The sequence below is a fragment of the Pantoea sp. EKM21T genome, from assembly GCF_011800405.1.
GTDB classification, from domain to species: domain Bacteria; phylum Pseudomonadota; class Gammaproteobacteria; order Enterobacterales; family Enterobacteriaceae; genus Pantoea; species Pantoea agglomerans.
The window spans coordinates 481,925-504,393 of record NZ_JAALFV010000001.1; the positions used below are offsets into that span (position 1 = coordinate 481,925).

Genomic DNA, 22,469 nt, shown 5'->3' on the forward strand with positions numbered 1-22,469 from the left:
TGCTTCCTCCGGACCTGAGGCGGAGTCTAATCACAACGCGTGGCAGACTTTAACCGTCACCAAAAAAGCAACATCCAGTGTTAATTGACGCGGTAGTAAACGCTGGGTGGCTCCTGGTGTCAGGGTGTTCCGGAGACCTGCCTGGAGTATAGGAGGATCACATTCTGATTACAATTCCCCTACAAACTCTTTGGTATATTTTAGGTGGAACAGTGATCCTACTCACGATTTTCACAATTGATACAATTTTAATTATCTGATTTGACAATAGTTCAACAATTCAGTTACAAACTAAGCCTGTAAATTCCTATGATGCGCAAAAGTTATGGGGATACACTTTCCCCTAAGCGCAAGTTATGTAACATTGCGATAATGAGCATTAAAAAGCATCAGGTTATTGGTTACCAAGAAGTTATGTCCTGACCGGATCTTTAACAACCGCGATATGCAGCATGTCCATGGCTCACCGGTTCCCGCTGGGAACGCGCCGCTCACTCTGTACCCTGCACCCGTTTTATCCCCGCAGAGTGATACTGTGTAGTTTTGCCAACCGCAACATGAACGCGTTTCAGGTGTCTAAAGATCCTTACCCACATAAGGCGCTATGGAGACGAAAATGACAGATAAAAAAGTAACGCTAACCCTGCAAGATGGAACATCTATTGAACTGGACGTGCTGAAAGGTACGCTGGGCCAGGATGTCGTTGATGTCCGCACTCTGGGTTCAAGTGGCCTGTTCACCTTCGATCCCGGTTTTACGTCTACCGCGTCCTGCGAATCTGCAATCACCTTTATCGATGGGGATGAAGGTATCCTGCTGCACCGTGGTTTCCCTATTTCTGAGCTGGCGACCCACTCTAACTATCTGGAAGTCTGCTACATCCTGCTGAACGGCGAAGCACCAAACCAGAAACAGTTTGATGAGTTCCGTACCACGGTTACCCGCCACACCATGATTCATGAGCAGATTACCCGCCTGTTCCACGGCTTCCGTCGCGATTCGCATCCGATGGCGGTAATGTGCGGTGTCACTGGTGCACTGGCTGCGTTTTACCACGATTCGCTGGATGTAAACATTGAGCGCCACCGCGAAATCGCAGCATTCCGTCTGCTTTCTAAAATGCCGACGATGGCAGCGATGTGTTACAAATATTCTATCGGCCAGCCGTTTGTCTATCCGCGCAACGATCTCTCCTATGCGGGTAACTTCCTGCACATGATGTTTGCCACGCCGTGCGAAGAGTACAAAGTGAATCCGGTGCTGGAACGCGCCATGGACCGCATCCTGATCCTGCATGCTGACCATGAGCAGAATGCCTCAACCTCTACCGTTCGTACCGCTGGTTCAAGCGGCGCGAATCCGTTTGCCTGTATCGCCGCCGGGATCGCCTCCCTGTGGGGACCGGCGCACGGCGGTGCCAACGAAGCAACCCTGCGTATGCTGGAAGAGATCAGCACCGTTGAGCATATTCCGGAATTTGTTAAACGCGCCAAAGACAAAAATGACTCCTTCCGTCTGATGGGCTTTGGTCACCGCGTTTACAAAAACTACGATCCACGCGCGACCGTGATGCGCGATACCTGCCATGAAGTCCTGAATGAGCTGGGTATGAAGGATGACCTGCTGGAAGTGGCGATGGAGCTGGAACACATTGCGCTGAACGACCCGTACTTCATCGAGCGTAAACTCTATCCAAACGTGGACTTCTACTCCGGTATCATTCTGAAAGCGATGGGTATTCCATCCTCCATGTTTACGGTGATCTTCGCGATGGCCCGTACCGTTGGCTGGATTGCACACTGGAAAGAGATGCACGACGAAGGCATGAAGATTGCCCGTCCGCGTCAGCTCTACACCGGATATACCGAGCGCGAATTCAGCTCACAGCTGAAAAAGTAAGGTTCAGTTAATAGCGGAGAGGGATCTCCGCCTGATGTTGCTTTAAAGCCGGGGGCGGTTGGCTGTGATACCGCGCCTGCGTAGAGAACATGGTCAGATCGGAAAGACGCAAAAGCCGTCATCCATGACACGCTCGGCCCGCGCCATCCCTGGCGCGGGACGCTTTCCTCTTCTGACCATGTTCTCTGCGCGTTAAGCTATTTTATTGCTGTAAGATTCACACGGGTTTGACTCTGTCAGCCGTAAGAGCATTTTACCCTTTTGACTTTACTGTCTATCTCTGACAACCCGGACACCAGTAAAAAGGCCGTGATGAGAGCGTGCCCTTCTCAATCACCGTGCCGCAGCGTCGGCATTTTTTGCCCTGCCGATGAAAAACCTCAAACTGAAACGCCGCTTCCTCATGATATTTCTTCATGGTTCCACGCATCCGATAGGCATGGCGCGGCACTGAAAGCAGCGCTTCGCTGAAAGCAGTCAGCTGATCGTTACTGAGATCCTGCGCCCGATGATTTGGCAGCAACTGTGCCAGCCAGAGAATTTCGGCACGCAGGTAGTTTCCCAGCCCGGCCAGAAAAGCCTGATCCAGCAACAGACCACTGAACTGCCGCCGCCGGAAACGGGGTGACAGCAGCCGCTCTTTCACCTCTTCCACTGTCAGCGCACTGTTCAGCACATCCGGCCCGATACGATTAAGAAAGGGATGCGCCGCCAGCGTATCCGCATTGAGCAGTTCAATATCTGAGGCGCTGTAGAGCAGAATCGCTTTGCCCGCCGTCGCCAGTCGCACCCGCAACTGACGGGTGGAATTCAGTTCGGTGTCAGGTTTTACAATGCGCCAGACACCATACAGCTGGTTATGACTGTAGAGCGTCAGGCCATTGCTGAAATGAGTCAGCAGCGCTTTTCCCCGCGTCTCAATCGCCTGAACCTGCTCACCAATCAATGCCGGTTCATAGGTCTTGAGCTGAGGAAACGCGAACCACGCTTCCGTTAAGGGCTGACCCACAATGGCGTCTTCAAGTTTATCCGCCACGCGACGAATTTCCGGTCCTTCAGGCATCGTTCATCCTCTTAATGGGTGGCGCCGCCAGCCTGTCTGATATCCTCGCCGGTCTCCAGCGTGACCTTTACCGCAATTTCCAGCGCCTGAATAATGGACGCCAGCGCCATGCTCGGTGCGCCCGGATGCTGCGCCGCCTGTTCTGGCAGATAAGGAATATGGATAAAACCTCCCCGCACCGGACTGTCATGCTGCTCAAGCCAGTGCAGCAGGCCGTACATTACGCGGTTACAGGTAAAGGTGCCCGCCGTTTGCGACACTGACGCGGGGATCCCCGCTTCCCGCACCGCCGCCACAATCGCTTTGATGGGCAGACGGGAAAAATAGGCTGCCGGGCCACCAGCTACGACGGGCTCATCCACCGGCTGATGACCGGCGTTGTCCGGGATACGGGCGTCATCGACATTAATACCAATACGTTCAACGGTAATGTCGCTTCGCCCGCCCGCCTGCCCCACCGACAGAATCGCATCCGGTTTCACCTCTTCCAGCGCCTGATTCAGCACCCTGAGTACGTCGCTGAATACCACCGGCAACTGGCGGATCACTATCGTCGCCCCGCTAATCTGTTTGCCTTCCAGCGCGCGCACCGCTTCCCATGAAGGGTTAATCGTTTCACCGCCAAAAGGTTCAAAGGCGGTCATCAGGACAGTTTTCATGCAACCTCACAGGAACATCAGGAAATAGAGCAGGAAAATATTAACGATTAACAGTAGCACACCGGTCGGAATCTGAGCCTTGATCACCGCGTTACGATCGGGCAGTTCCAGCAGCGCCGCCGGGACGATATTGAAGTTGGCCGCCATCGGCGTCATCAGCGTGCCGCAGTAGCCGGAGAACATGCCAATTGCCGCCATCACTGCCGGATTTCCGCCGTGCTGCAACACCAGAATCGGGATGCCGACGCCTGCGGTGATAATCGGAAACGCCGCAAAAGCATTACCCATGATCATGGTTAACAGCGCCATCCCGACGGCATAGACGGTAACCGCGACAAAGCGATTATCCACCGCCAGCCAGGTTTCTGTCAGATGCGAAATAGCACTGCCCACGCCCGCGCTGGTAAACAGCAGCCCCAGGGTGGCGAGGATCTGCGGCAGGATAAAGGCCCAGCCAATCGAATCCAGCAGGCGACGGGTCTCCTGCATCGACTGCACCGGTTTCTCGTGGGTCAGTTTTAACGCCACCAGCCAGCCAATCACACAGCCGACCATCATTGAAAACAGCGTCACCAGCGTAGCGTGGTTACCGGGGCCGAACAACGCATCCTGCAAACCGGGAATATGGTTAAACGCCAGCACACCGACCACGGTCACGACCGGAATCGCCAGTGCAGGCAGAAACAGTTTATTGCGCAGACGCAGCGCACTGGCCTGTTTCTCTTCATCGCTGCGCTGATGATAGCGACCCAGCCTGACACCGCCAAACCCGGCAATCAGCGCCATCACCACCACAATGACACCGATGCCGATGTGCAGCATACGGGTGCCCGCCGCATCTGACCCCATCCAGGCGCTCATCAGTTGCGTCGTCCAGTCACCGACCAGAAAAACCAGGCCATACAAAGCCCAGAACAGTCCGGTGGTAAAGCGACGTGGATTCGCGCTGTCACGCCAGGAAAGCACCGCCACTACCAGCAGGATAATGCCCGCCAGCCACATCAGATATTGTTGCTGGAACATTACTCACCTCCTTTGGCTTTCAGCGCCTGACGGTTCAGCTGCTGCAGCTCTCGCGCCAGTTGCCGATCCAGCCGTACCAGACGTGCCGAGTGGATCAGGAACGCGGCGACGGCAGTCGGAATGCCCCATAAGGCGATGTGCAGCGGTTCGGTCTGAATCCCGGCGGACTCCTGCATAAAGTTATGCATAAAGATAATTGCGCCAAACGCCACGAAGATATCCTCACCAAAGAAGAGGCCGACATTATCGGTCGCCGCTGACATCGCGCGCAGCCGATGGCGCAGCTCAGGTGAGATCTCGCCATAGCGGCTTTCAGTTGCGCCTTCCGCCATCGGTGCCAGCAACGGACGCACCATCTGCGGATGTCCGCCGAGACTGGTTAACCCCAGCGCGGCGGTGATTTCGCGCACAAACAGGTAGACGATCAGCAGCCGTCCGGCGGTTGCCGTTTTGATCTGTGCAATCCACGCCTGCGCCCGCTCTTTCAGTCCGTGACGCTCCAGCAGGCCAATGACCGCCAGCGGCAGCAGCAGGATCAGTGGCAGGTTGCGGGTGTTGAGAAAACCTGCCCCGAGCTTTTCCAGAATGTCCGCCAGCGGCATCATCGCGGCCAGACCGGTCACAAACCCGGCGACAATCACCACCAGCACCGGATTGAATCGTAACAGGAAGCCGACGACGATGGCGGCGATGCCCAGTAATGGCCAGAGATTTACTGCACTATCCATGGATTTCCCTCAGAGTTGAAAAACCCGGCATACGCCGGGCTAAGTGTGGTTATTCAGTTGCTGGTGACACGAATCTGCTGATCGGCAAACGCATCACGCAACCGCTGTGCAAATTGCAGGGCGTGCGCGCCGTCGCCATGTAAGCAGACAGTCTGTGCATTCACCGCAACCCATTCTCCGGTGATACTTTTTACTTTGCCCTGCTGCACCATCGTCAGCGTCTGACTGATAGCCTGCTGTTCATCTTCAATCAGCGCGCCCGGCTCGCTGCGCGGCACCAGCGCACCGCTACTGAGATAGCCACGGTCGGCGAACACCTCTTCCCGCGTGCGTAAGCCGTAGTGCGCCGCCGCACGAATCGATTCGCTGTTAGCCAGTCCCACCACAATCAGCTGGCTATCGACCGCCCTGATGGCACGGGCAATGGCGTCCGCCAGCACCGGATCGGCCGCAGCCTGGTTGTAGAGCATGCCGTGCGGTTTAACATGAAGCAGCCGCGCACCTTCGCTTTCCGCCAGACTTTTCAGCGCACCAATCTGGTAGATCATCTGGGCGTAGACCGTTTCCGGCGGCAGCTGCATGGCGCTGCGGCCAAAGTTTTCCCGATCGGGAAAAGCGGGATGTGCACCAATCGCGACGCCAGATGCCTGTGCCCAGCGCACCGACTGCAGCATGGTCTGCGCATCACCTGCGTGAAAGCCACAGGCGATGTTGGCGGAACTCACCAGTTGCAGCAGCGCCTGATCGCTGGCGCAGCCCTCGCCCAGGTCGGCGTTTAAATCAATTTTCATGGAGTCCCCACTTCATCTGGTCCAGTGCGCGTTGCTGATGCTGACGTGCCAGCATCGCTTCCGGCAGGGTGCAGTGAATAAAATGAATCGGCTCACCCAGCCGGATTTGTGCCAGGTGATAGAGATCGGCTTCGATAACCGAGGCGATGCGCGGATAGCCGCCGGTGGTCTGGGCATCCGCCATCAGCACGATAGGCTGTCCGTTCGGCGGCACCTGAATCACACCCGGCATCACGCCGTGTGACAGCAGCTCGCGCGGGCTCTCGCGCTCAAGCTTGCGTCCCTCAAGCCGGTATCCCATCCGGTTACTTTGCGGGCTGAGTTTCCATGCGGTACGCCAGAACGCCTGCTGCGCTTCGCGGCTGAACTCGTGATACTCCGGGCCAGGTAGTGCGCGGATGCGGTTGCCCCATAGCAGTTGCCGCACCCCGACTTTACGGTCAAACGTGCGGGTCGGTTTACCCAGCGGGAGCTGATCGCCATCCTGCAAGGTTCGCCCCTGAAAGCCGCCAAATTTTGCTTTTAGATCGGTGCTGGCAGAGCCGAGCATCGCAGGAATATCAAAACCGCCCTGCACTGCCAGATAGCTGCGCATACCGCGCTGCGGCATCGCCAGTGACAGGAGCTGCCCCCGTTTCACCGGCGTGCGCCAGCCCGTCCAGACCGGCTGGCCGTCAAGCTCCGCATGGCAGCCTGCGCCGGTCAGCGCAAACCAGCCATCGCGGGTGAACTCCGCTTTGAACTGGCCGAGCACCATCTCCAGCACCGCGCTGTCGGGATCATTGCCCACCAGCACATTGGCGGTGAACATCGCGGGATGATCCAGCACACCGCCAGGGCTGATGCCATACTGACGCCAGCCGTAACGGCCCGCATCCTGAATAGTGGCGGCCAGGCCGGCTCGCAGAATGTTTAACATACGCCCTCCTGTTGCGGCACAAAGCGAACCCTGTCACCGGGACGGAGCAGCGTGGGCGGTTGCTGCAGGGGATCAAACAGCGCGGTGCGCGTCTGGCCAATCAACTGCCAGCCGCCGGGCGAAGCCAGCGGATAGACGCCGGTCTGGCTGCCGCCGATGCCCACCGAGCCGGCGGGCACTGCAACCCTGGGCTCAGCACGCCGCGGGATGTGCAGGCGCTGATCCAGTCCGCCCAGATAGGGAAAACCGGGCTGAAAGCCGATAAAAAAGACCACATAGTCGCTGCTGCTGTGCAGCTCAACCACCTGACGGGGCGTCAGCGCGGCGTGTTCCGCCACCACCGTCAGATCGGGGCCAGACTCGCCGCCATAGATCACCGGGATCTCCACCTGACGCGACTCCGGCAACTGCGCTTCACTCTCTTCCCACCAGCGCTGAAGCCGCTCTATTGCGTCCAGCGCGCTCTGCTGGGGATCACGCAGGATCAGGGTGATGTTGTTCATGCCGGGGATCACCTCCAGCACGCTGGCATAGTCGTGCAGTCGCTGATTCAGTCCCCAGATTCGTTGCTGGCTCTCCAGTGAGACCGGCGGTTCCAGCTCCAGCACGACAGCGCGTTCACCCAATAAATAACACCGTGCTCGTTGCAACAGCTACCTCCCGCTCAGTTGAGATCGCGCCTGGCCGACCTGACCGGATGCCCGGTGCAGCCCATTGCTTATCTACGTAAAGCAAACAGTTATGCGAAAGTGACAGGGATGTGTCAACAGATTTAGGTCCTGCGCAGGCGCGCAGGACAAGGGAGAGTGTCAGGCAGGATTGGGGATATCGATGAAGGTCACATCAAGATCGTGGTGTTGCGCCAGCCAGTCGCCCAGCGCTTTTACGCCGCCGCGCTCGGTGGCGTGATGGCCTGCGGCAAAGAAATGCAGCCCCTGCTCACGCGCGCTGTGAATAGTCTGTTCAGAGACTTCACCGGTGATAAAGGCGTCGACGCCCGCCGCAGCCGCCTGGTCGATAAAGCCCTGCCCGCCCCCGCTGCACCAGGCAATGCGACGGATCAGCGCTGGCGCGTTGTCACCACAATGCAGCGGTTCACGTCCCAGCCGCTCACCAATTCGGCGGGCCAGCTGCTCGCCGGACAGGGGCTCAGCCAGCTCACCCCAGAACACCAGCGGCATCACTTCGCCGCGCACTTCGATATCCAGCAGTTTCGCCAGCTGGACGTTGTTGCCTAATTCAGGATGCGCGTCGAGCGGCAGATGCCAGCCATAGAGATTGATATCGTTGGCCAGCAGGGTCCGCAGACGACGGCGCTTCATACCTTTAATCGCGGCCGGTTCACTTTTCCAGAAATAGCCATGATGGACAATAATCGCATCGGCCTGACGCGCCACCGCCTCATCCAGCAGCGCCTGACAGGCAGTGACGCCGGTGATAATCGTTTTGATCTCGCTGCGTCCCTCAACCTGCAAACCGTTGGGGGCGTAATCGCTGAAGCTGTGGCTGTCGAGTTGCTGATTGATCAGCGTCTCTAATTCGTAATGGTTCATTCAGGCTCCTTCGAGGCCTCAGGCTGCGCTTTTGGCGCGCTCAAAGGCGTCTAATGTCTTTTTACGTGCCACCTTATGATCCACGATTGGTGCCGGATAATCGAGTTTCTTATGATGCTTCTCTGCCCAGACATGGGGCTGGTGAATATCGCTGTCAGGCACCCCGGCCAGTTCAGGCAGATAGTGGCGGATAAAATCCCCCTTCTCATCGAAGCGCTCGCCCTGCGTGGTCGGGTTAAAGATGCGGAAATAGGGCGCCGCGTCCGTGCCGGTCGATGCCGCCCACTGCCAGCCGCCGTTGTTCGCGGCCAGGTCACCATCAATCAGCTGCTGCATGAAATAGCGTTCGCCTTCACGCCAGTCGATCAGCAGATCTTTGACCAGGAAACTGGCGGTGATCATCCGTAAGCGGTTGTGCATCCAGCCCAGCGCCTTCATCTGACGCATTGCGGCATCGACAATCGGATAGCCGGTTTTACCCGCTTTCCACGCGTCGAAATGTGCGTCGTTACGCTGCCATTCAACGTTTCGCGTCCAGTCGATAAACGGCTTGTGTCGGCACAGCGCCGGCCAGGCAACCAGCAGATGACGGTAGAATTCACGCCAGATCAGCTCGTTCAGCCAGGTGAACGCGCGGCTGTTGTCCAGCGCATCGGGATGTTCATGCAGCACGCGATGCAGGCACTGACGTGGCGACAGTACGCCGGTCGCCAGATAAACCGACAGACGGCTGGTGGCGTCCAGCGCCGGAAGGTCGCGCTTAGCGGGATAGTCGATAACCGGTTGCGTGGCGAAATGGCGCAACCGCTTCAGCGCCGCCGCTTCGCCTGGCGGAAACAGATCCTGATCAAAGTCTTCGGTTGGATAGTCAAAGGCGGGAATCGGGGAGGGTTTCAGCGGTGCGCCTTCGCGCGCTTTCGGCGCAGGCACGCACTCAGGCAGCCCCTGCTGCAAGCGGCGGACAAAGGCTTTGCTGAACGGGGTAAACACCTTATACATCGAGCGATCGCCGCTCTGCACACTGCCGGGCGGTAGCAACAGGCTGTCATCAAAGCCCTGGCAAATCACGCCCGCGTCGTCGAGACGCTTTTCAGCCTCCGCATCGCGCTGGCGTTCATTAACTTCATACTGGTAATTGTAGAAGAGCTGATCGACCTGCTGCTTAGCGCAGAACTGCAGCAGCGCATCAATACTGTCGCTGAAGGCGTGACACGCCTGATAGTGCAGTTCAATGCCCCGCTCTGCCAGCGCACGCTGCACCTGCAACAGACTGGCGTGGATAAACGCCGCCTGCTTCGGTGACATGTCATGCTGCTGCCACTGTGCTGGCGTGGCAAGGTAGAGCGCAATCACTTTTGCATCGCTGTCGCGGCAGGCGGCGTGCAGCGCCAGATTGTCGTTGACGCGTAAATCGTTACGCAGCCAGACCAGATGGGTGGTCATACTCCTCCTGTATTACTGTCCGTAGCGTAAGCACAAGGCTTCGGGATAGGGATCGAAATAGCGTTGCTGGGCCAGCCACGGGTGCGGGTACTCCGCCATGTAGTGTTTGAGAATGGTAATCGGCACCAGCAGCGGTTGTGTGCCCTGACGATAGCGGTCAATCAGCGTTGCCAGTTCCTGGCGCTGCGGTGAACTCAGGTGCGTGCGGAAGTAGCCCTGCACATGCATCAGCACATTGGTGTGATTGCGACGTGAGGCGGGACGTGACATCAGTTCCATCATGCGATTGCGGTACTCAAAGGCAAAGGCGTCCAGCGACTCCCACTGGCTCATGGAGGCGACAAAGGGTCCCAGCTCGCGGTATTTCTCCTGCGAATGCGCCAGCATCATCAGCTTGTAACGGCTGTGGAAGGCGATCAGTCCCTGCCGGGTCAGGCCGTTTTCCCACATCTGATTAAATTCATGCAGCGCGCAGACACGACCGATAAAGTTCTCACGCAGGGCGGGATCGTGCAGACGACCATCTTCTTCCAGCGGCAGCCAGGGCATCTCGCGCTGCAGGAATTCAGTAAAAATACCGGTGCCTGCTTTGCGGTTATTGTTGTTATCGGGCTCATAGACCCGCACCCGCTCCATGCCACAACTGGGTGATTTGGCGCAGAGGATATAGCCACAGAGGTGATGCAGGGATTTTACCCGCTCAGCAGACCAGTCACGCATCTGCGTCGTAACCTCTTCTCCGCCATCTTTGCTGAAGCAGAGATGCAGCTCATCATCGCCCTGCTTCACCAGACGCAATGCCGGGCGCGGCGTTGGCAGACCAATCGCCATCTCAGGGCAGATGGGCTCAAAACGGACAAATGGGGTGAGATCGTCGGTCGCAAAAGTAAGACGCTTATGCCCACCATCAAATCTGACGCGGTCGCCGAGCAGGCATGCACTGATTCCAACGGGGATTTTTTTGCTCATACTTGTACAACCTCCGAAATCTTGTAGAGGTTTAAGTGTAGCGTAAAATGGTCAGGAATAAAGGGTTAAAACGGGATTCCGGATCGCTTATTCTCAGAAAAAACGCAAAAAAAAGCCCGGTCAGTTGACCAGGCCTGTTTTGCGGCAGGAGAAATCACCAGAACGCGCCACCACCCGCTTCAGCCTGCGCCAGCCAGACCGGCTTGGCGCTGGTCTTACACCAGACGCGGTGCAGATAGCTGTAGAAACGTGCCCGATCCTGTCGAAACAGCATAACAGGAAGCGCCAGTACGCCGAGAAGAACCACCAGCGTACGTCGCGCAATAATTTTATAACGTGGATAAGCCCGATACATGGTTTCTCCTCCCGGTAAGTGAAATAGTGTGAATGTGATCTGTGTTCAACTTTACGCCAGGTTGTGTAATTTTACTACTCATCTGACCACTTATTTGCCGCTATTTTTGCTGTTTAAGAATTAACCTGTAATTAAGTTACAAAAAGGTTACCGCCTGGTTGCGTTAGCGTTGAAAGGGCCGACAGATTATGGTCGCGGACGCCAGCATAAAATGTTGATAAAGTAGCGCTTCGGTCCCCACTCAAGGCAGGTATTGCGTGACCACGGTTTTGATCGTTGAAGATGAAAAAGAGATCCGGCGCTTTGTCCGGCTGGCGCTGGAAAATGAAGCCCTTAAGGTGTTTGATGCCGATACACTGCAACGCGGACTGATTGAAGCGGCGACCCGCAAGCCGGACTTAGTGATCCTGGATCTGGGTCTGCCGGATGGAGATGGCACCGATTTCATTCGTGACCTGCGACAGTGGAGTGCCATACCGGTGATTGTGCTGTCAGCGCGCAGCGATGAGCAGGATAAGATCGCCGCACTGGATGCGGGAGCAGATGACTATCTGACCAAACCCTTTGGCATTGGCGAACTGCTGGCGCGCGTCCGGGTTGCGCTGCGTCGTCATAGTGGCCAGCAGCCGGATGCCAGAGTGACGTTTGCCGACGTCAGCGTCGATTTCGCCGCACGACGGGTACAGCGCGGCAGCAGTGAGATTCACCTTACCCCGATTGAATTTCGTCTGTTGAGTATTCTGCTTAACAATGCCGGCAAGGTGCTGACGCAGCGGCAGTTGCTGAGCCAGGTCTGGGGACCCAATGCGGTGGAGCACAGCCACTATCTGCGCATCTATATGGGACATCTGCGCCAGAAGCTGGAAGCCAATCCGACACAACCGGCTCATCTGCTGACGGAAACCGGGATCGGCTATCGCTTTATGCCATAAAAAAAGGCGCCAGAGGCGCCTTTCATGACTGCAAACAAACTCAAATCTGAGCAAATACTGACCGCAACGGATAAACCCCGAGGCGCAGGGAACAGGGTCAGAGGAGGAAAGCGTCCCGCGCCATGGATGGCGCGGGCCGAGCTGTCATGGATGACATCTTTTGCGTCTTTCCGATCTGATCCTGTTTCCTGTGCTGGCACGATCCAACAGCTAGCCGGGTTGGACTTTACCAGCAACCTTAATGGTACCGAGCGTATCTTTCATCTGCCCGACTAATCAGGCGTTTTTCAGCACTTCGCTGACAATCTCAACGGCTTCTTTCTCAATCTGCGCGCGGTGTTCAGCGCCCAGGAAGCTTTCACAGTAGATTTTGTAAGCGTCTTCGGTGCCTGAAGGACGGGCAGCAAACCAGCCATTCTCCGTCATCACTTTCAGACCGCCGATAGATGCACCATTACCTGGCGCGGCAGTCAGACGAGCGGTGATAGGATCACCCGCCAGCGTATCAGCGCTGACCATCTCCGGTGACAGCTTCGACAGCGCGGCTTTCTGCGCTGAGGTGGCTGATGCCTGCAGACGGTTGTAGCTTGGTGCGCCAAAGCGCGTTGCCAGTTCGTCATAGTGCTGCTGCGGGTTTTTACCGGTCACTGCAGTAATTTCAGCGGCCAGCAGACACATGATGATGCCATCTTTGTCCGTAGACCACGGCGTACCGTCGAAACGCAGGAATGAAGCGCCTGCGCTCTCTTCGCCACCGAAACCGAGGCTGCCGTCATACAGACCATCAACAAACCATTTGAAACCAACCGGCACTTCCACCAGCTTGCGACCAATGTCGTTGACCACACGGTCAATCATGGCGCTGGAGACCAGGGTTTTACCCACGGCAACATTCTGACCCCATTGTGGACGGTGCTGGAACAGATAGTTGATCGCCACCGCCAGATAGTGGTTTGGATTCATCAGACCCGCCGGGGTCACAATGCCGTGACGGTCATAATCGGGATCGTTGCCGAACGCCAGATCGAACTTGTCACGGTAAGCCAGCAGGCCTGCCATTGCGCTTTCAGACGAGCAGTCCATGCGGACCACGCCATCTTTATCCAGATGCATAAAGCGGAAGGTCTGATCGACCGCGTCATTCACCAGCGTCAGATCCAGCTTGTAGTGCTCAGCAATACGCTGCCAGTAAGCAATACCGGAACCACCCAGTGGATCCACACCCAGCTTCAGGCCCGCTTTCTGAATCGCCGGGAAGTCGATAATCTCTGCCAGACCTTCAACATAAGGCTGGATCAGATCTTTTTCGACCACATGACCGCTGGCCATCGCCTGCTCCAGCGGCAGACGTTTCACCTCTTTCAGGCCATCTTTGATCAGCTGATTGGCACGATCTTCAACCACTTTGGTGACGTTGGTATCAGCAGGTCCGCCGTTAGGTGGGTTGTACTTGATGCCGCCATCTTCCGGTGGGTTATGCGACGGCGTAATCACGATGCCGTCAGCCAGCGCGCCACCCGCTTTGTTGTGCTCAAGAATCGCATTCGAGATCGCAGGGGTCGGCGTATAGCCATTATCCTGCTGCACGATCACATCAACGCCGTTTGCCGCCAGCACTTCCAGAACAGACAGGATGGCGGGTTCAGACAGCGCATGGGTGTCTTTACCGACGTAGCAAGGCCCGGTGATACCATTCTTTTTACGCTCTTCGGCAATCGCCTGAGCGATCGCCAGAATGTGCATCTCGTTGAAGCTTTGACGCCCTGCACTGCCGCGATGGCCTGAAGTGCCAAATTTCACCGCATGTTCCGGGTTCGCCACATCGGGCTGCAGGACATAATATTGTGACGTTAATTGTGCAACGTTAATCAAATCGCTCTGCTGGGCGGGTTGCCCGGCACGTGGGTGATTGGCCATTGGCGCTGCTCCCTGACGCTTAAGTTTTAAATGGTGCCGCAAACTTTCTCGGTCAGTTCCGCAGGGAACTGCATCGAGAGCATGATGTGTTCGATCATGCTGCATTTACGACCAGTATTGGTGTTGGTGATCACCCAGTACGGCGTGCCGGGCACATGCTTCGGCTTAGTATGGGTGCCATTCTGCAACAGCGTATGCTCATCACCTGCAAAATAGACGCGGGTGCGGCCCTGCAGAGATGCAGTAGCTTCAGCAAAGGCTGCGGTATCAAGACGATAGAGCGTTGACAAGATAAGCATAAAGCGATTCACCGCCCGCTTCTGCTCCGCATATTCATCGGAAAGCAGCAGCTCGCGCACCGCGCGGACACGATCCTGCGGGCGCGAACCCACAGACGCAGGCTGGGACTCTTTCGCTGCATCTTTTGAGGCTGGCTGTGCAGGCGAAGCGGGTGCAGTCTGACCGGCCGTGAACTTCAGCATACGACGCAGAATGTCGGATGCGCTTTCACCAATGTGTTGCGTGTGGCTGGCAATATAACGGTAGAGCTCTTCGTCAACTTCGATCGTTTTCATCTTATTCCGTACGGTTCTTTCTCATGACAGAACCACCTGTTTCCTGAAAAGCTCTGAGTATAGTCAGGCAATTCAAAGGGTGTGTGGGTTCTAACATCAGGATTATAAAGTTAAAGTCAGGCGGGTTGTTAGCAATCAAACGGTTTACGGGCAAAAGTCAGAATATGTCCTAATGCCGCCGGAACCGGCGCGCCTGAAAAGGTGAAACCATGATAACCTAAGCTCAGGTCTCAAACTTAAGAACTTTGCTATGATTTTGAACGCCCGTCTGCAAACTGAACAATCCCCTGCTGATTCTCTGCCCATCCTGCTTATTCACGGTCTGTTTGGCAGTCTCGATAACCTTGGCGTGCTGGCGCGCGGGCTGAAAGATGCCGGTCCGTTGCTGCAGGTAGATGTCCGCAACCACGGACTTTCACCACGATCTGACGAGATGAACTACGCTGTAATGGCGCAGGATATGGTCGAAACACTGGATGCACATGGCATTGATCGCGTTGCGGTGATCGGACACTCGATGGGCGGTAAAATCGCCATGACCATGAGCGCGCTGGTGCCGGAACGCATTGAGCGCCTGGTGATGATCGATATCGCCCCGGTGGATTACCAGACGCGCCGTCATGACCAGATATTTGCCGGCATTCGTGCCGTCACCGATGCGGGCGTCTCATCCCGCAGCGAGGCGGCGAAGGTCATGCGAACGCTGATCGAGGAAGAAGGGGTGATCCAGTTCCTGCTGAAATCCTTCCAGGAGGGGGAGTGGCGCTTCAATGTCCCGGTGCTGTGGGATAACTACACCACGATATCTGGCTGGCAGCCGGTTCCCGCCTGGAATCACCCGGCGCTGTTTATTCGCGGCGGCGACTCCAGCTACCTGGATAACAGCTATCGCGATGCGTTGCTGCAGCAGTTCCCGGCCGCTCAGGCGCATGTGATCGGTGGCGCAGGACACTGGGTTCATGCAGAGAAACCCGATGCCGTTTTGCGCAGCGTCCGTCGCTTTTTTGCGCTTTAAAAGCAAATAGATGGCGGTAAAGGTTTAGGATTGGCGTCAGGCGTAAGCGTGAAGTATGATGGCGCGCTAAAATTTTGCCGCGGGTCAGTTTTGCTGCGGCAATGGCCAATAATTTATAATCTGCGCGGTGAGTGTCTGGCGCCCGCCCCCATTCAGTTTTACTAAGCCATGGCAAAAGAACAGACTGACCGCACGACGCTCGATCTCTTTGCTGATGAGCGCCGCCCTGGTCGACCCAAAACCAGTCCGCTTTCGCGTGATGAACAGCTGCGCATTAACAAGCGCAATCAACTGAAACGTGACAAAGGACGCGGGCTTCGTCGTGTCGAACTGAAAATGAACAGTGACGCCGTCGATGCACTCAATACGCTGGCAGAACAGCGCAATCTCAGCCGTAGCGAACTGATTGAACAGATGCTACTGGCACAGCTCAAACTGGATTAATGCGGGCAAATCGCACGCAGGAGCAAATGTCGGGGCTTTAACCGTTCACCGGTTTTCTCTCGTCTGCTATTATTCGCTGAAATGTGCTGCGGCACACATCTCATCATCAGGATTTAAGAGGTTATTTTACTCATGGCACTCGTAGGCATCTTCTTCGGCAGCGATACCGGCAATACCGAAAACATTGCAAAAATGATCCAGAAACAGCTGGGTACAGATGTTGCAGAAGTCCATGACATCGCAAAAAGCACAAAAGAAGATCTGGAAGCGTTTGATATCCTGCTGCTGGGTATTCCGACCTGGTACTACGGCGAAGCGCAGTGCGACTGGGATGACTTTTTCCCGACGCTGGAAGAGATCGATTTTAACGGCAAGCTGGTTGCGCTGTTTGGCTGTGGCGACCAGGAAGATTACGCAGAGTATTTCTGTGATGCCATGGGCACGATTCGCGACATTATCGAACCGCACGGTGCCGTGATTGTCGGACACTGGCCAACTGAAGGCTACCACTTCGAAGCCTCGAAAGGCCTGGCCGATGACACCCACTTCCTGGGCCTGGCCATTGACGAAGATCGCCAGCCTGAGCTGACCAGCCAGCGTGTTGACCAATGGGTTAAGCAGATTTTTGATGAACTGCAGCTGAAAGAGATCATCGAAGCCTGATCCTGCCCGACTCAATGTGAGCGCCAGCTCACATTGAGGCAATGAAAATGCCTATAGAAATAATAGCCACATTTTTTTAACTTTCTCCGTTTAATCTGTAGAATACCCGCATCGATCTTCCGCTTATTTTCTCAGGCGGCAAGACTAAGTGATGTGCTAACAGACCTCTGTCAGAATCTTCCCCGGCCCGGTGACGAACCCCCAATAGCCCATGATGATTCTGACACGCCCTCTGGTTTTCATTTCATCGCTTCAGTTCTATAATGAGACGCAAATGAGAATGAGCACAGATCGACATTCAAGGCGATAAGCCACAAAAGTGAATATTAGTAACAGGACAAAATCCGCATGACTGACAACAACACCGCATTAAAGAAGGCTGGCCTGAAAGTAACGCTGCCCAGACTGAAAATTCTGGAAGTGCTTCAGGAACCTGAGTGCCATCACGTCAGTGCGGAAGATTTGTATAAACGCCTGATCGACATTGGCGAAGAGATTGGCCTGGCGACCGTTTACCGTGTTCTGAACCAGTTTGATGATGCCGGTATTGTGACTCGTCACAACTTTGAAGGCGGCAAGTCTGTCTTCGAACTGACGCAGCAGCATCACCACGATCACCTGATCTGCCTGGATTGCGGCAAGGTTATCGAGTTCAGCGACGAATCGATTGAAACGCGTCAGCGTGAAATCGCGACCCGCCATGGCATCAAGCTGACCAACCACAGCCTCTATCTCTATGGACACTGTACGCTGGGCGATTGCCGTGAAGACGAAACGCTGCACGACCAGTAACGCTGGCGCGGCCTGAAATAAAAAAACCGGTGAATTCACCGGTTTTTTTTCGTCTGTTTTCTGCCCTCACCTCACGCGACCAGCGTCTCCTGCAGATAGCGCCAGCGTGGAATGGAGCTGCTGCAATCCAGAATGGCCAGCGAAATGCGGCTCTGGTTATTGCCGTTCATCATCTGCATTTCGCGATACTGTACGACGATCTCTTTTTCATGATGAGAGAGAATGACATGTTCACAGGTGGCAATGCGCATCCCTTCCCGCTGCCCTTGTAACTGCTGGAAAAGATCCTCGACCTCGTTCAGATTGTACTCTTTGCCCTTTGGGGTCACCATGCGAAACTCAGGATGAAAATAGGACATCAGCAGCTGGAAACTGTCGTCAGATCCGGCTGGCTGATTAAAAATACGTTCAATGAGCTGATGTAAAACGACGACACTGTGTTTGGCTTCCTGGGCGAGAACTGTCATTTTTTTTCCTTCTGTAACCCGCTTTGCAACCTCTGAGAGCGGATAGCCTACCTGAAAGCTGACAATTCACATCCTGAAATTGATTAATTTTTTTAAACTCAGATTACTCCCACAAGTCGGTATTGAACCGGTTGTGGTTAGTGCAGAATAAACGTCGGCGATGGTAAAAATCAGGGCAATAAAAAAGGGCGATAAATCGCCCTTTTGTCATTTTATGAGGTCAGCTCCAAAAAATTTATTCGCCCGTTTTGGTCCAGGTATCACGAAGACCGACGGTGCGGTTAAACACCAGTTGCGTCGGTTTCGAGTAAACGCTGTCGGCGCAGAAATAACCTTCACGTTCAAACTGAAACGGTGTTGTCGGTTCCACATCGCGCAGGCTGGGTTCAACAAAGCCGTTTTTGATGGTCAGTGATTCAGGATTAATGACCGCCAGGAAATCCTCTGCAGCAGCCGGGTTTGGCACACTGAACAGACGATCATACAGACGGAACTCAGCTGGCTGCGCGTGATCCGCAGAAACCCAGTGAATCACGCCTTTGACTTTGCGGCCATCGGCTGGATCTTTGCTCAGCGTATCAACATCGCTGGTGCAGTAGATGCAGGTAATGTTGCCCGCTTCATCTTTGGCGACCCGCTCAGCACGAATCACATAGGCGTTACGCAGGCGGACTTCTTTACCCAGCACCAGACGCTTATATTGTTTGTTCGCCTCTTCACGGAAATCCGCGCGATCGATCCAGATCTCGCGGCTGAACGGCACTTCACGCGTGCCCATCTCCGGTTTACCCGGATGATTGGGCATGGTGACGATTTCGCTATGGCCTGCTGGCAGGTTTTCGATCACCACTTTAAGCGGATCTAAAACCGCCATGGCGCGGGGCGCATTCTCGTTGAGATCATCACGGATACAGGACTCCAGCGAGGCCATCTCCACGATGTTATCCTGCTTGGTCACGCCAATACGACGACAGAACTCACGGATAGAAGCGGCGGTGTAACCACGGCGACGCAGACCTGAAACGGTCAGCATGCGCGGATCGTCCCACCCTTCTACGTGCTTCTCGGTCACCAGCTGAGTGAGTTTACGTTTCGACATCACCGCATACTCCAGATTCAGGCGCGAGAATTCATACTGACGCGGATGAACCGGAATAGTGATGTTGTCCAGCACCCAGTCATAGAGACGGCGGTTGTCCTGAAACTCCAGCGTACAGAGCGAGTGGGTAATGCCTTCCAGCGCATCGGAGATGCAGTGGGTAAAGTCATACATCGGGTAGATGCACCACTTATTGCCGGTCTGGTGGTGTTCCGCGAACTTGATGCGGTAAAGCACCGGATCGCGCATCACGATGAAATTAGAGGCCATGTCGATTTTGGCGCGCAGACAGGCGGTGCCTTCGGCAAACTCACCGTTTCGCATCTTCTCAAACAACGCCAGATTCTCTTCCACGCTGCGATCGCGATAAGGGCTGTTTTTACCCGGCTCTTTCAGGGTGCCGCGATATTCACGAATCGCATCCGGACTCAGTTCATCAACATAGGCCAGTCCTTTGGAAATCAGCTCGATGGCATAGTTGTAGAGCTGATCGAAATAGTTTGATGAGTAACAGACCTCACCGCTCCACTCAAAACCCAGCCACTGAACGTCACGCTTGATGGATTCAACGAATTCCATATCCTCTTTAACCGGATTGGTATCGTCGAAACGCAGGTTGCATTGCCCCTGATAGTCCTGGGCGATGCCAAAATTCAGACAGATCGATTTCGCATGACCAATATGCAGATAGCCATTGGGCTCCGGCGGAAAACGGGTATGCACGCTGCTGTGCTTACCGCTCGCCAAATCTTCGTCAATGATCTGACGAATAAAGTTAGTTGGGCGGGCTTCAGCCTCACTCATCTCAAAAATCCTCAATACGAATAACGGGTGATTTGTACCACGAAGTAACGGAGTATGATCCACAAAGCGTCTGAGGGAAACAACCGTTTGTTAAGCCTTTAAAACAAAAAAGGCAGGAATCGCTTCCTGCCTGTGGGGTTCTGTTGCGGGGATTAGCCTTTCACTTCATACAGCGGGGTTTCCCCTGCTATTACCTGACCCTGTGCCAGTAAAGTCAGACCGGCGAAATCGTCGCTGTTGCTGACCACGACCGGACTCACCATTGAGCGGGCATTGGCGTTAAGGAATTCAAGGTCCATCTCCAGTACTCGCTGACCGGCGACCACGCTGGCCCCCTCTTCAACCAGACGAGTAAAGCCTTTACCTTCCAGCGCCACGGTATCCAGCCCCATGTGCACCACAATCTCCACGCCATTGTCGGTTTCCAGACAGAAGGCATGATTGGTGTTAAAGATTTTCACCAGCGTACCGGCAATCGGTGCCACTACCCATTTGTCGCTGGGCTTGATCGCCAGACCGTCGCCCACCGCTTTGCTGGCAAAGGCTTCATCCGGCACATCATCCAGCGCCACGACTTCACCGCTGACCGGCGCCAGCAGCGTGGCGATGACCTGCTTCTCACTGTTCAGCACCGCCTGCGGTTTAACGTCCGGCTCGGCCGGCGCACTGCTGGTAGCCGCTGCAGCGACCGGACCTTTGGTCAGCACTTTTTTCATGGCCGAGGCGATGCTTTCTGCCTGGGTACCTACGATGATCTGCACGCTCTGTTTGTTAAGACGGATCACGCCGGACGCGCCAAGGCGCTTAGCAACCGCCTCATTCACCTGCGCCGAGTCATTCACGTTAAGACGCAGACGGGTGATACAGGCATCGATACTGGTTAAGTTAGCTGAACCACCAATCGCCCCAATGTAGCGGCGCGCCAGTGACTCTGTGGCACTTTCACCGCTATCCGTTTTATCAACGTTAACGTCATAACCATCAGTTTCATCACCATCAACCGCCAGCTCGCGGCCCGGCGTCATCAGGTTGAATTTTTTGATGGTAAAGCGGAACACCACATAATAGATAACGAAGAAGACCAGACCCTGCGGGATCAGCATGTACCAGTGTGTCGCCAGCGGATTACGGGTCGACAGCACCATATCCACCAGCCCGGCGCTGAAACCAAATCCGGCAATCCAGTGCATGCTGGCAGCGATGAAGACAGAAATACCGGTCAGGACGGCGTGGATCAGATAAAGCACGGGTGCTACGAACATGAAGGAGAACTCCAGCGGTTCGGTAATACCCGTAAAGAAGGCAGCAAACGCCGCGGCCAGCATGATACTACCCACTTTGACGCGGTTCTCAGGACGCGCACAGTGGTAGATAGCCAGCGCAGCACCCGGCAGACCAAACATCATGATCGGGAAGAAGCCCGCCTGATAACGACCGGTGATGCCGACAGTTGCCGATCCGTCAGCCAGTGACTGTGCACCGCCAAGGAATTTAGGAATGTCATTAATGCCCGCAACATCGAACCAGAACACCGAGTTCAGGGCGTGATGCAGACCGACCGGAATCAGCAGGCGGTTAAAGAAGGCGTAGATACCGGCACCGGCAGAGCCGAGCTTCTGGATATGTTCACCAAAGCCCACCAGACCGTTAAAGATAACCGGCCAGATATACATCAGGATAAAGGCGACCAGGATCATCAGGAACGAGACCAGTATCGGCACCAGTCGCCGTCCGCTGAAGAAGGAGAGTGCTTTCGGCAGCTCGACGTGGCTGAAGCGGTTATAGACCTCCGCCGACAGGATACCGACCAGAATACCGACAAACTGGTTATTAATTTTGCCAAACGCCACAGGTACCTGGTCAACCGGCATCTTCTGTATCATCGCCACCGCGGCCGGTGAGCAGAGCGTGGTGACTACCAGAAATCCGACAAAGCCGGTCAGGGCTGCCGCACCATCTTTATCTTTCGACATGCCATACGCGACACCAATCGCAAACAGCACTGACATGTTTTCAATGATGGCAGCACCCGACTTGATCAGCAATGCCGCCAGCGCATTACCTGCGCCCCAGCTGTCTGGATCGATCCAGTAGCCCACGCCCATTAATATCGCTGCTGCTGGCAGGGTTGCTACCGGCACCATCAGTGCGCGCCCCACCTTTTGTAAGTAACCTAACATATCCCCTTCCCCCTATGAGCCTGACTTGTCGCTTTGCGCTGCTTAATGTTGTTATGTCAGCTGCAAAGATCGTTAATACACTTCATATCACGCAGCGAAGTGTAATGATAAATTAATTCGCCTCGCAAATTAAAAGCCTGGTAAATGTGATTTTTATCACTAAAAAACATCGTTTCAT

At 55.2% G+C, this 22,469-nt stretch carries 22 protein-coding genes; 6 read left to right on the plus strand and 16 right to left on the minus strand.

The features are described from left to right. Positions 1-616: 616 nt before the first annotated feature. Positions 617-1,900 carry a citrate synthase gene (locus HFD87_RS02305; protein ID WP_010260725.1) on the plus strand — a complete coding sequence of 428 codons (1,284 nt, stop codon included), beginning with the start codon at positions 617-619 and terminating at the stop codon, positions 1,898-1,900. A gap of 274 nt (positions 1,901-2,174) precedes the next feature. Here HFD87_RS02305 and nei read toward each other — a convergent pair whose 3' ends face one another. The 11 genes from nei to HFD87_RS02360 all read right to left on the minus strand — a co-directional run bounded on the left by nei (position 2,175) and on the right by HFD87_RS02360 (position 11,403). Beyond that, the gene (gene nei, locus HFD87_RS02310; protein ID WP_033766694.1) at positions 2,175-2,963 is read right to left on the minus strand and encodes an endonuclease VIII; all 789 of its coding nucleotides are present in this window, start codon (positions 2,961-2,963) and stop codon (positions 2,175-2,177) included. Between the two features lie 11 nt (positions 2,964-2,974). Beyond that, positions 2,975-3,622 (minus strand): pyroglutamyl-peptidase I, encoded by a 648-nt coding sequence (gene pcp / locus HFD87_RS02315; RefSeq protein WP_010671296.1) that lies wholly within the window; start codon positions 3,620-3,622, stop codon positions 2,975-2,977. 6 nt (positions 3,623-3,628) lie between these two features. Beyond that, on the minus strand, positions 3,629-4,645 hold the full coding sequence (locus HFD87_RS02320; RefSeq protein ID WP_167422888.1) for a DUF979 domain-containing protein: 1,017 nt from the start codon (positions 4,643-4,645) through the stop codon (positions 3,629-3,631). Continuing rightward, positions 4,645-5,373, minus strand: coding sequence for a DUF969 domain-containing protein (locus HFD87_RS02325; protein ID WP_010671295.1), 729 nt, complete (start codon positions 5,371-5,373; stop codon positions 4,645-4,647). Before HFD87_RS02325 ends, HFD87_RS02320 begins: the two co-directional genes overlap by 1 nt. Before the next feature lie 53 nt (positions 5,374-5,426). Further along, the gene (pxpA, locus tag HFD87_RS02330) at positions 5,427-6,164 is read right to left on the minus strand and encodes a 5-oxoprolinase subunit PxpA (protein ID WP_010260713.1); all 738 of its coding nucleotides are present in this window, start codon (positions 6,162-6,164) and stop codon (positions 5,427-5,429) included. Beyond that, complete coding sequence (gene pxpC, locus HFD87_RS02335) at positions 6,154-7,083, minus strand: 5-oxoprolinase subunit PxpC (protein ID WP_033771144.1); 930 nt, start codon at positions 7,081-7,083, stop codon at positions 6,154-6,156. Before pxpC ends, pxpA begins: the two co-directional genes overlap by 11 nt. Then, a complete protein-coding gene (pxpB, locus tag HFD87_RS02340; protein ID WP_052270803.1) occupies positions 7,077-7,733 on the minus strand; it encodes a 5-oxoprolinase subunit PxpB in 657 nt (218 codons plus the stop codon). Before pxpB ends, pxpC begins: the two co-directional genes overlap by 7 nt. A gap of 159 nt (positions 7,734-7,892) precedes the next feature. Continuing rightward, positions 7,893-8,636 carry a type 2 GTP cyclohydrolase I gene (locus HFD87_RS02345; RefSeq protein WP_167422889.1) on the minus strand — a complete coding sequence of 248 codons (744 nt, stop codon included), beginning with the start codon at positions 8,634-8,636 and terminating at the stop codon, positions 7,893-7,895. A gap of 18 nt (positions 8,637-8,654) precedes the next feature. Beyond that, on the minus strand, positions 8,655-10,079 hold the full coding sequence (phrB, locus tag HFD87_RS02350) for a deoxyribodipyrimidine photo-lyase (RefSeq protein WP_167422890.1): 1,425 nt from the start codon (positions 10,077-10,079) through the stop codon (positions 8,655-8,657). Between the two features lie 12 nt (positions 10,080-10,091). Beyond that, positions 10,092-11,048: a 2-thiouracil desulfurase family protein gene (locus HFD87_RS02355; protein ID WP_022626045.1), complete on the minus strand. Its 957-nt coding sequence runs from the start codon at positions 11,046-11,048 to the stop codon at positions 10,092-10,094. 154 nt (positions 11,049-11,202) lie between these two features. After that, complete coding sequence (locus HFD87_RS02360) at positions 11,203-11,403, minus strand: DUF2517 family protein (protein WP_010671290.1); 201 nt, start codon at positions 11,401-11,403, stop codon at positions 11,203-11,205. 257 nt (positions 11,404-11,660) lie between these two features. On the opposite strand from HFD87_RS02360, the gene kdpE reads away from it, so the two are divergent. Beyond that, entirely contained in the window at positions 11,661-12,335 is a 675-nt protein-coding gene (gene kdpE / locus HFD87_RS02365) for a two-component system response regulator KdpE (RefSeq protein WP_010260694.1), read from the plus strand. 276 nt (positions 12,336-12,611) lie between these two features. Here the strand turns inward: kdpE and pgm are convergent, their stop codons facing one another. Continuing rightward, a complete protein-coding gene (pgm, locus tag HFD87_RS02370; RefSeq protein ID WP_167422891.1) occupies positions 12,612-14,252 on the minus strand; it encodes a phosphoglucomutase (alpha-D-glucose-1,6-bisphosphate-dependent) in 1,641 nt (546 codons plus the stop codon). 26 nt (positions 14,253-14,278) lie between these two features. Then, a complete protein-coding gene (gene seqA, locus HFD87_RS02375) occupies positions 14,279-14,827 on the minus strand; it encodes a replication initiation negative regulator SeqA (RefSeq protein ID WP_010260690.1) in 549 nt (182 codons plus the stop codon). A gap of 250 nt (positions 14,828-15,077) precedes the next feature. On the opposite strand from seqA, the gene ybfF reads away from it, so the two are divergent. From ybfF to fur, 4 genes are all read left to right on the plus strand, one after another. Further along, a complete protein-coding gene (gene ybfF / locus HFD87_RS02380) occupies positions 15,078-15,842 on the plus strand; it encodes an esterase (protein ID WP_033766681.1) in 765 nt (254 codons plus the stop codon). 168 nt (positions 15,843-16,010) lie between these two features. Continuing rightward, positions 16,011-16,286 carry a LexA regulated protein gene (gene ybfE, locus HFD87_RS02385; RefSeq protein ID WP_010260688.1) on the plus strand — a complete coding sequence of 92 codons (276 nt, stop codon included), beginning with the start codon at positions 16,011-16,013 and terminating at the stop codon, positions 16,284-16,286. A gap of 132 nt (positions 16,287-16,418) precedes the next feature. Next, entirely contained in the window at positions 16,419-16,949 is a 531-nt protein-coding gene (fldA, locus tag HFD87_RS02390) for a flavodoxin FldA (protein ID WP_010260687.1), read from the plus strand. Between the two features lie 348 nt (positions 16,950-17,297). Then, on the plus strand, positions 17,298-17,741 hold the full coding sequence (gene fur, locus HFD87_RS02395; RefSeq protein WP_009091454.1) for a ferric iron uptake transcriptional regulator: 444 nt from the start codon (positions 17,298-17,300) through the stop codon (positions 17,739-17,741). Positions 17,742-17,812: 71 nt separating this feature from the next. Here the strand turns inward: fur and HFD87_RS02400 are convergent, their stop codons facing one another. The 3 genes from HFD87_RS02400 to nagE form a co-directional block, all read right to left on the minus strand. After that, a complete protein-coding gene (locus tag HFD87_RS02400; protein WP_010260686.1) occupies positions 17,813-18,208 on the minus strand; it encodes a hypothetical protein in 396 nt (131 codons plus the stop codon). A 235-nt stretch (positions 18,209-18,443) separates the two neighbouring features. Continuing rightward, on the minus strand, positions 18,444-20,111 hold the full coding sequence (gene glnS / locus HFD87_RS02405) for a glutamine--tRNA ligase (protein ID WP_010260682.1): 1,668 nt from the start codon (positions 20,109-20,111) through the stop codon (positions 18,444-18,446). Between the two features lie 152 nt (positions 20,112-20,263). Next, positions 20,264-22,291, minus strand: coding sequence for an N-acetylglucosamine-specific PTS transporter subunit IIBC (gene nagE / locus HFD87_RS02410; protein WP_031293061.1), 2,028 nt, complete (start codon positions 22,289-22,291; stop codon positions 20,264-20,266). Positions 22,292-22,469: the final 178 nt, after the last annotated feature.

Bases quoted from the DNA above. Each gene is read 5' to 3' on its own strand.
- HFD87_RS02325 (WP_010671295.1), bottom strand. From the start codon at position 5,373: ATGGATAGTGCAGTAAATCTCTGGCCATTACTGGGCATCGCCGCCATC.
- HFD87_RS02360 (WP_010671290.1), bottom strand. From the start codon at position 11,403: ATGTATCGGGCTTATCCACGTTATAAAATTATTGCGCGACGTACGCTG.
- seqA (WP_010260690.1), bottom strand. From the start codon at position 14,827: ATGAAAACGATCGAAGTTGACGAAGAGCTCTACCGTTATATTGCCAGC.
- fur (WP_009091454.1), top strand. From the start codon at position 17,298: ATGACTGACAACAACACCGCATTAAAGAAGGCTGGCCTGAAAGTAACG.
- pgm (WP_167422891.1), bottom strand. From the start codon at position 14,252: ATGGCCAATCACCCACGTGCCGGGCAACCCGCCCAGCAGAGCGATTTG.
- glnS (WP_010260682.1), bottom strand. From the start codon at position 20,111: ATGAGTGAGGCTGAAGCCCGCCCAACTAACTTTATTCGTCAGATCATT.
- HFD87_RS02305 (WP_010260725.1), top strand. From the start codon at position 617: ATGACAGATAAAAAAGTAACGCTAACCCTGCAAGATGGAACATCTATT.
- HFD87_RS02355 (WP_022626045.1), bottom strand. From the start codon at position 11,048: ATGAGCAAAAAAATCCCCGTTGGAATCAGTGCATGCCTGCTCGGCGAC.
- pcp (WP_010671296.1), bottom strand. From the start codon at position 3,622: ATGAAAACTGTCCTGATGACCGCCTTTGAACCTTTTGGCGGTGAAACG.
- HFD87_RS02400 (WP_010260686.1), bottom strand. From the start codon at position 18,208: ATGACAGTTCTCGCCCAGGAAGCCAAACACAGTGTCGTCGTTTTACAT.
- phrB (WP_167422890.1), bottom strand. From the start codon at position 10,079: ATGACCACCCATCTGGTCTGGCTGCGTAACGATTTACGCGTCAACGAC.
- nagE (WP_031293061.1), bottom strand. From the start codon at position 22,291: ATGTTAGGTTACTTACAAAAGGTGGGGCGCGCACTGATGGTGCCGGTA.
- HFD87_RS02320 (WP_167422888.1), bottom strand. From the start codon at position 4,645: ATGTTCCAGCAACAATATCTGATGTGGCTGGCGGGCATTATCCTGCTG.
- nei (WP_033766694.1), bottom strand. From the start codon at position 2,963: ATGCCTGAAGGACCGGAAATTCGTCGCGTGGCGGATAAACTTGAAGAC.
- pxpA (WP_010260713.1), bottom strand. From the start codon at position 6,164: ATGAAAATTGATTTAAACGCCGACCTGGGCGAGGGCTGCGCCAGCGAT.
- pxpC (WP_033771144.1), bottom strand. From the start codon at position 7,083: ATGTTAAACATTCTGCGAGCCGGCCTGGCCGCCACTATTCAGGATGCG.
- HFD87_RS02345 (WP_167422889.1), bottom strand. From the start codon at position 8,636: ATGAACCATTACGAATTAGAGACGCTGATCAATCAGCAACTCGACAGC.
- ybfF (WP_033766681.1), top strand. From the start codon at position 15,078: ATGATTTTGAACGCCCGTCTGCAAACTGAACAATCCCCTGCTGATTCT.
- fldA (WP_010260687.1), top strand. From the start codon at position 16,419: ATGGCACTCGTAGGCATCTTCTTCGGCAGCGATACCGGCAATACCGAA.
- ybfE (WP_010260688.1), top strand. From the start codon at position 16,011: ATGGCAAAAGAACAGACTGACCGCACGACGCTCGATCTCTTTGCTGAT.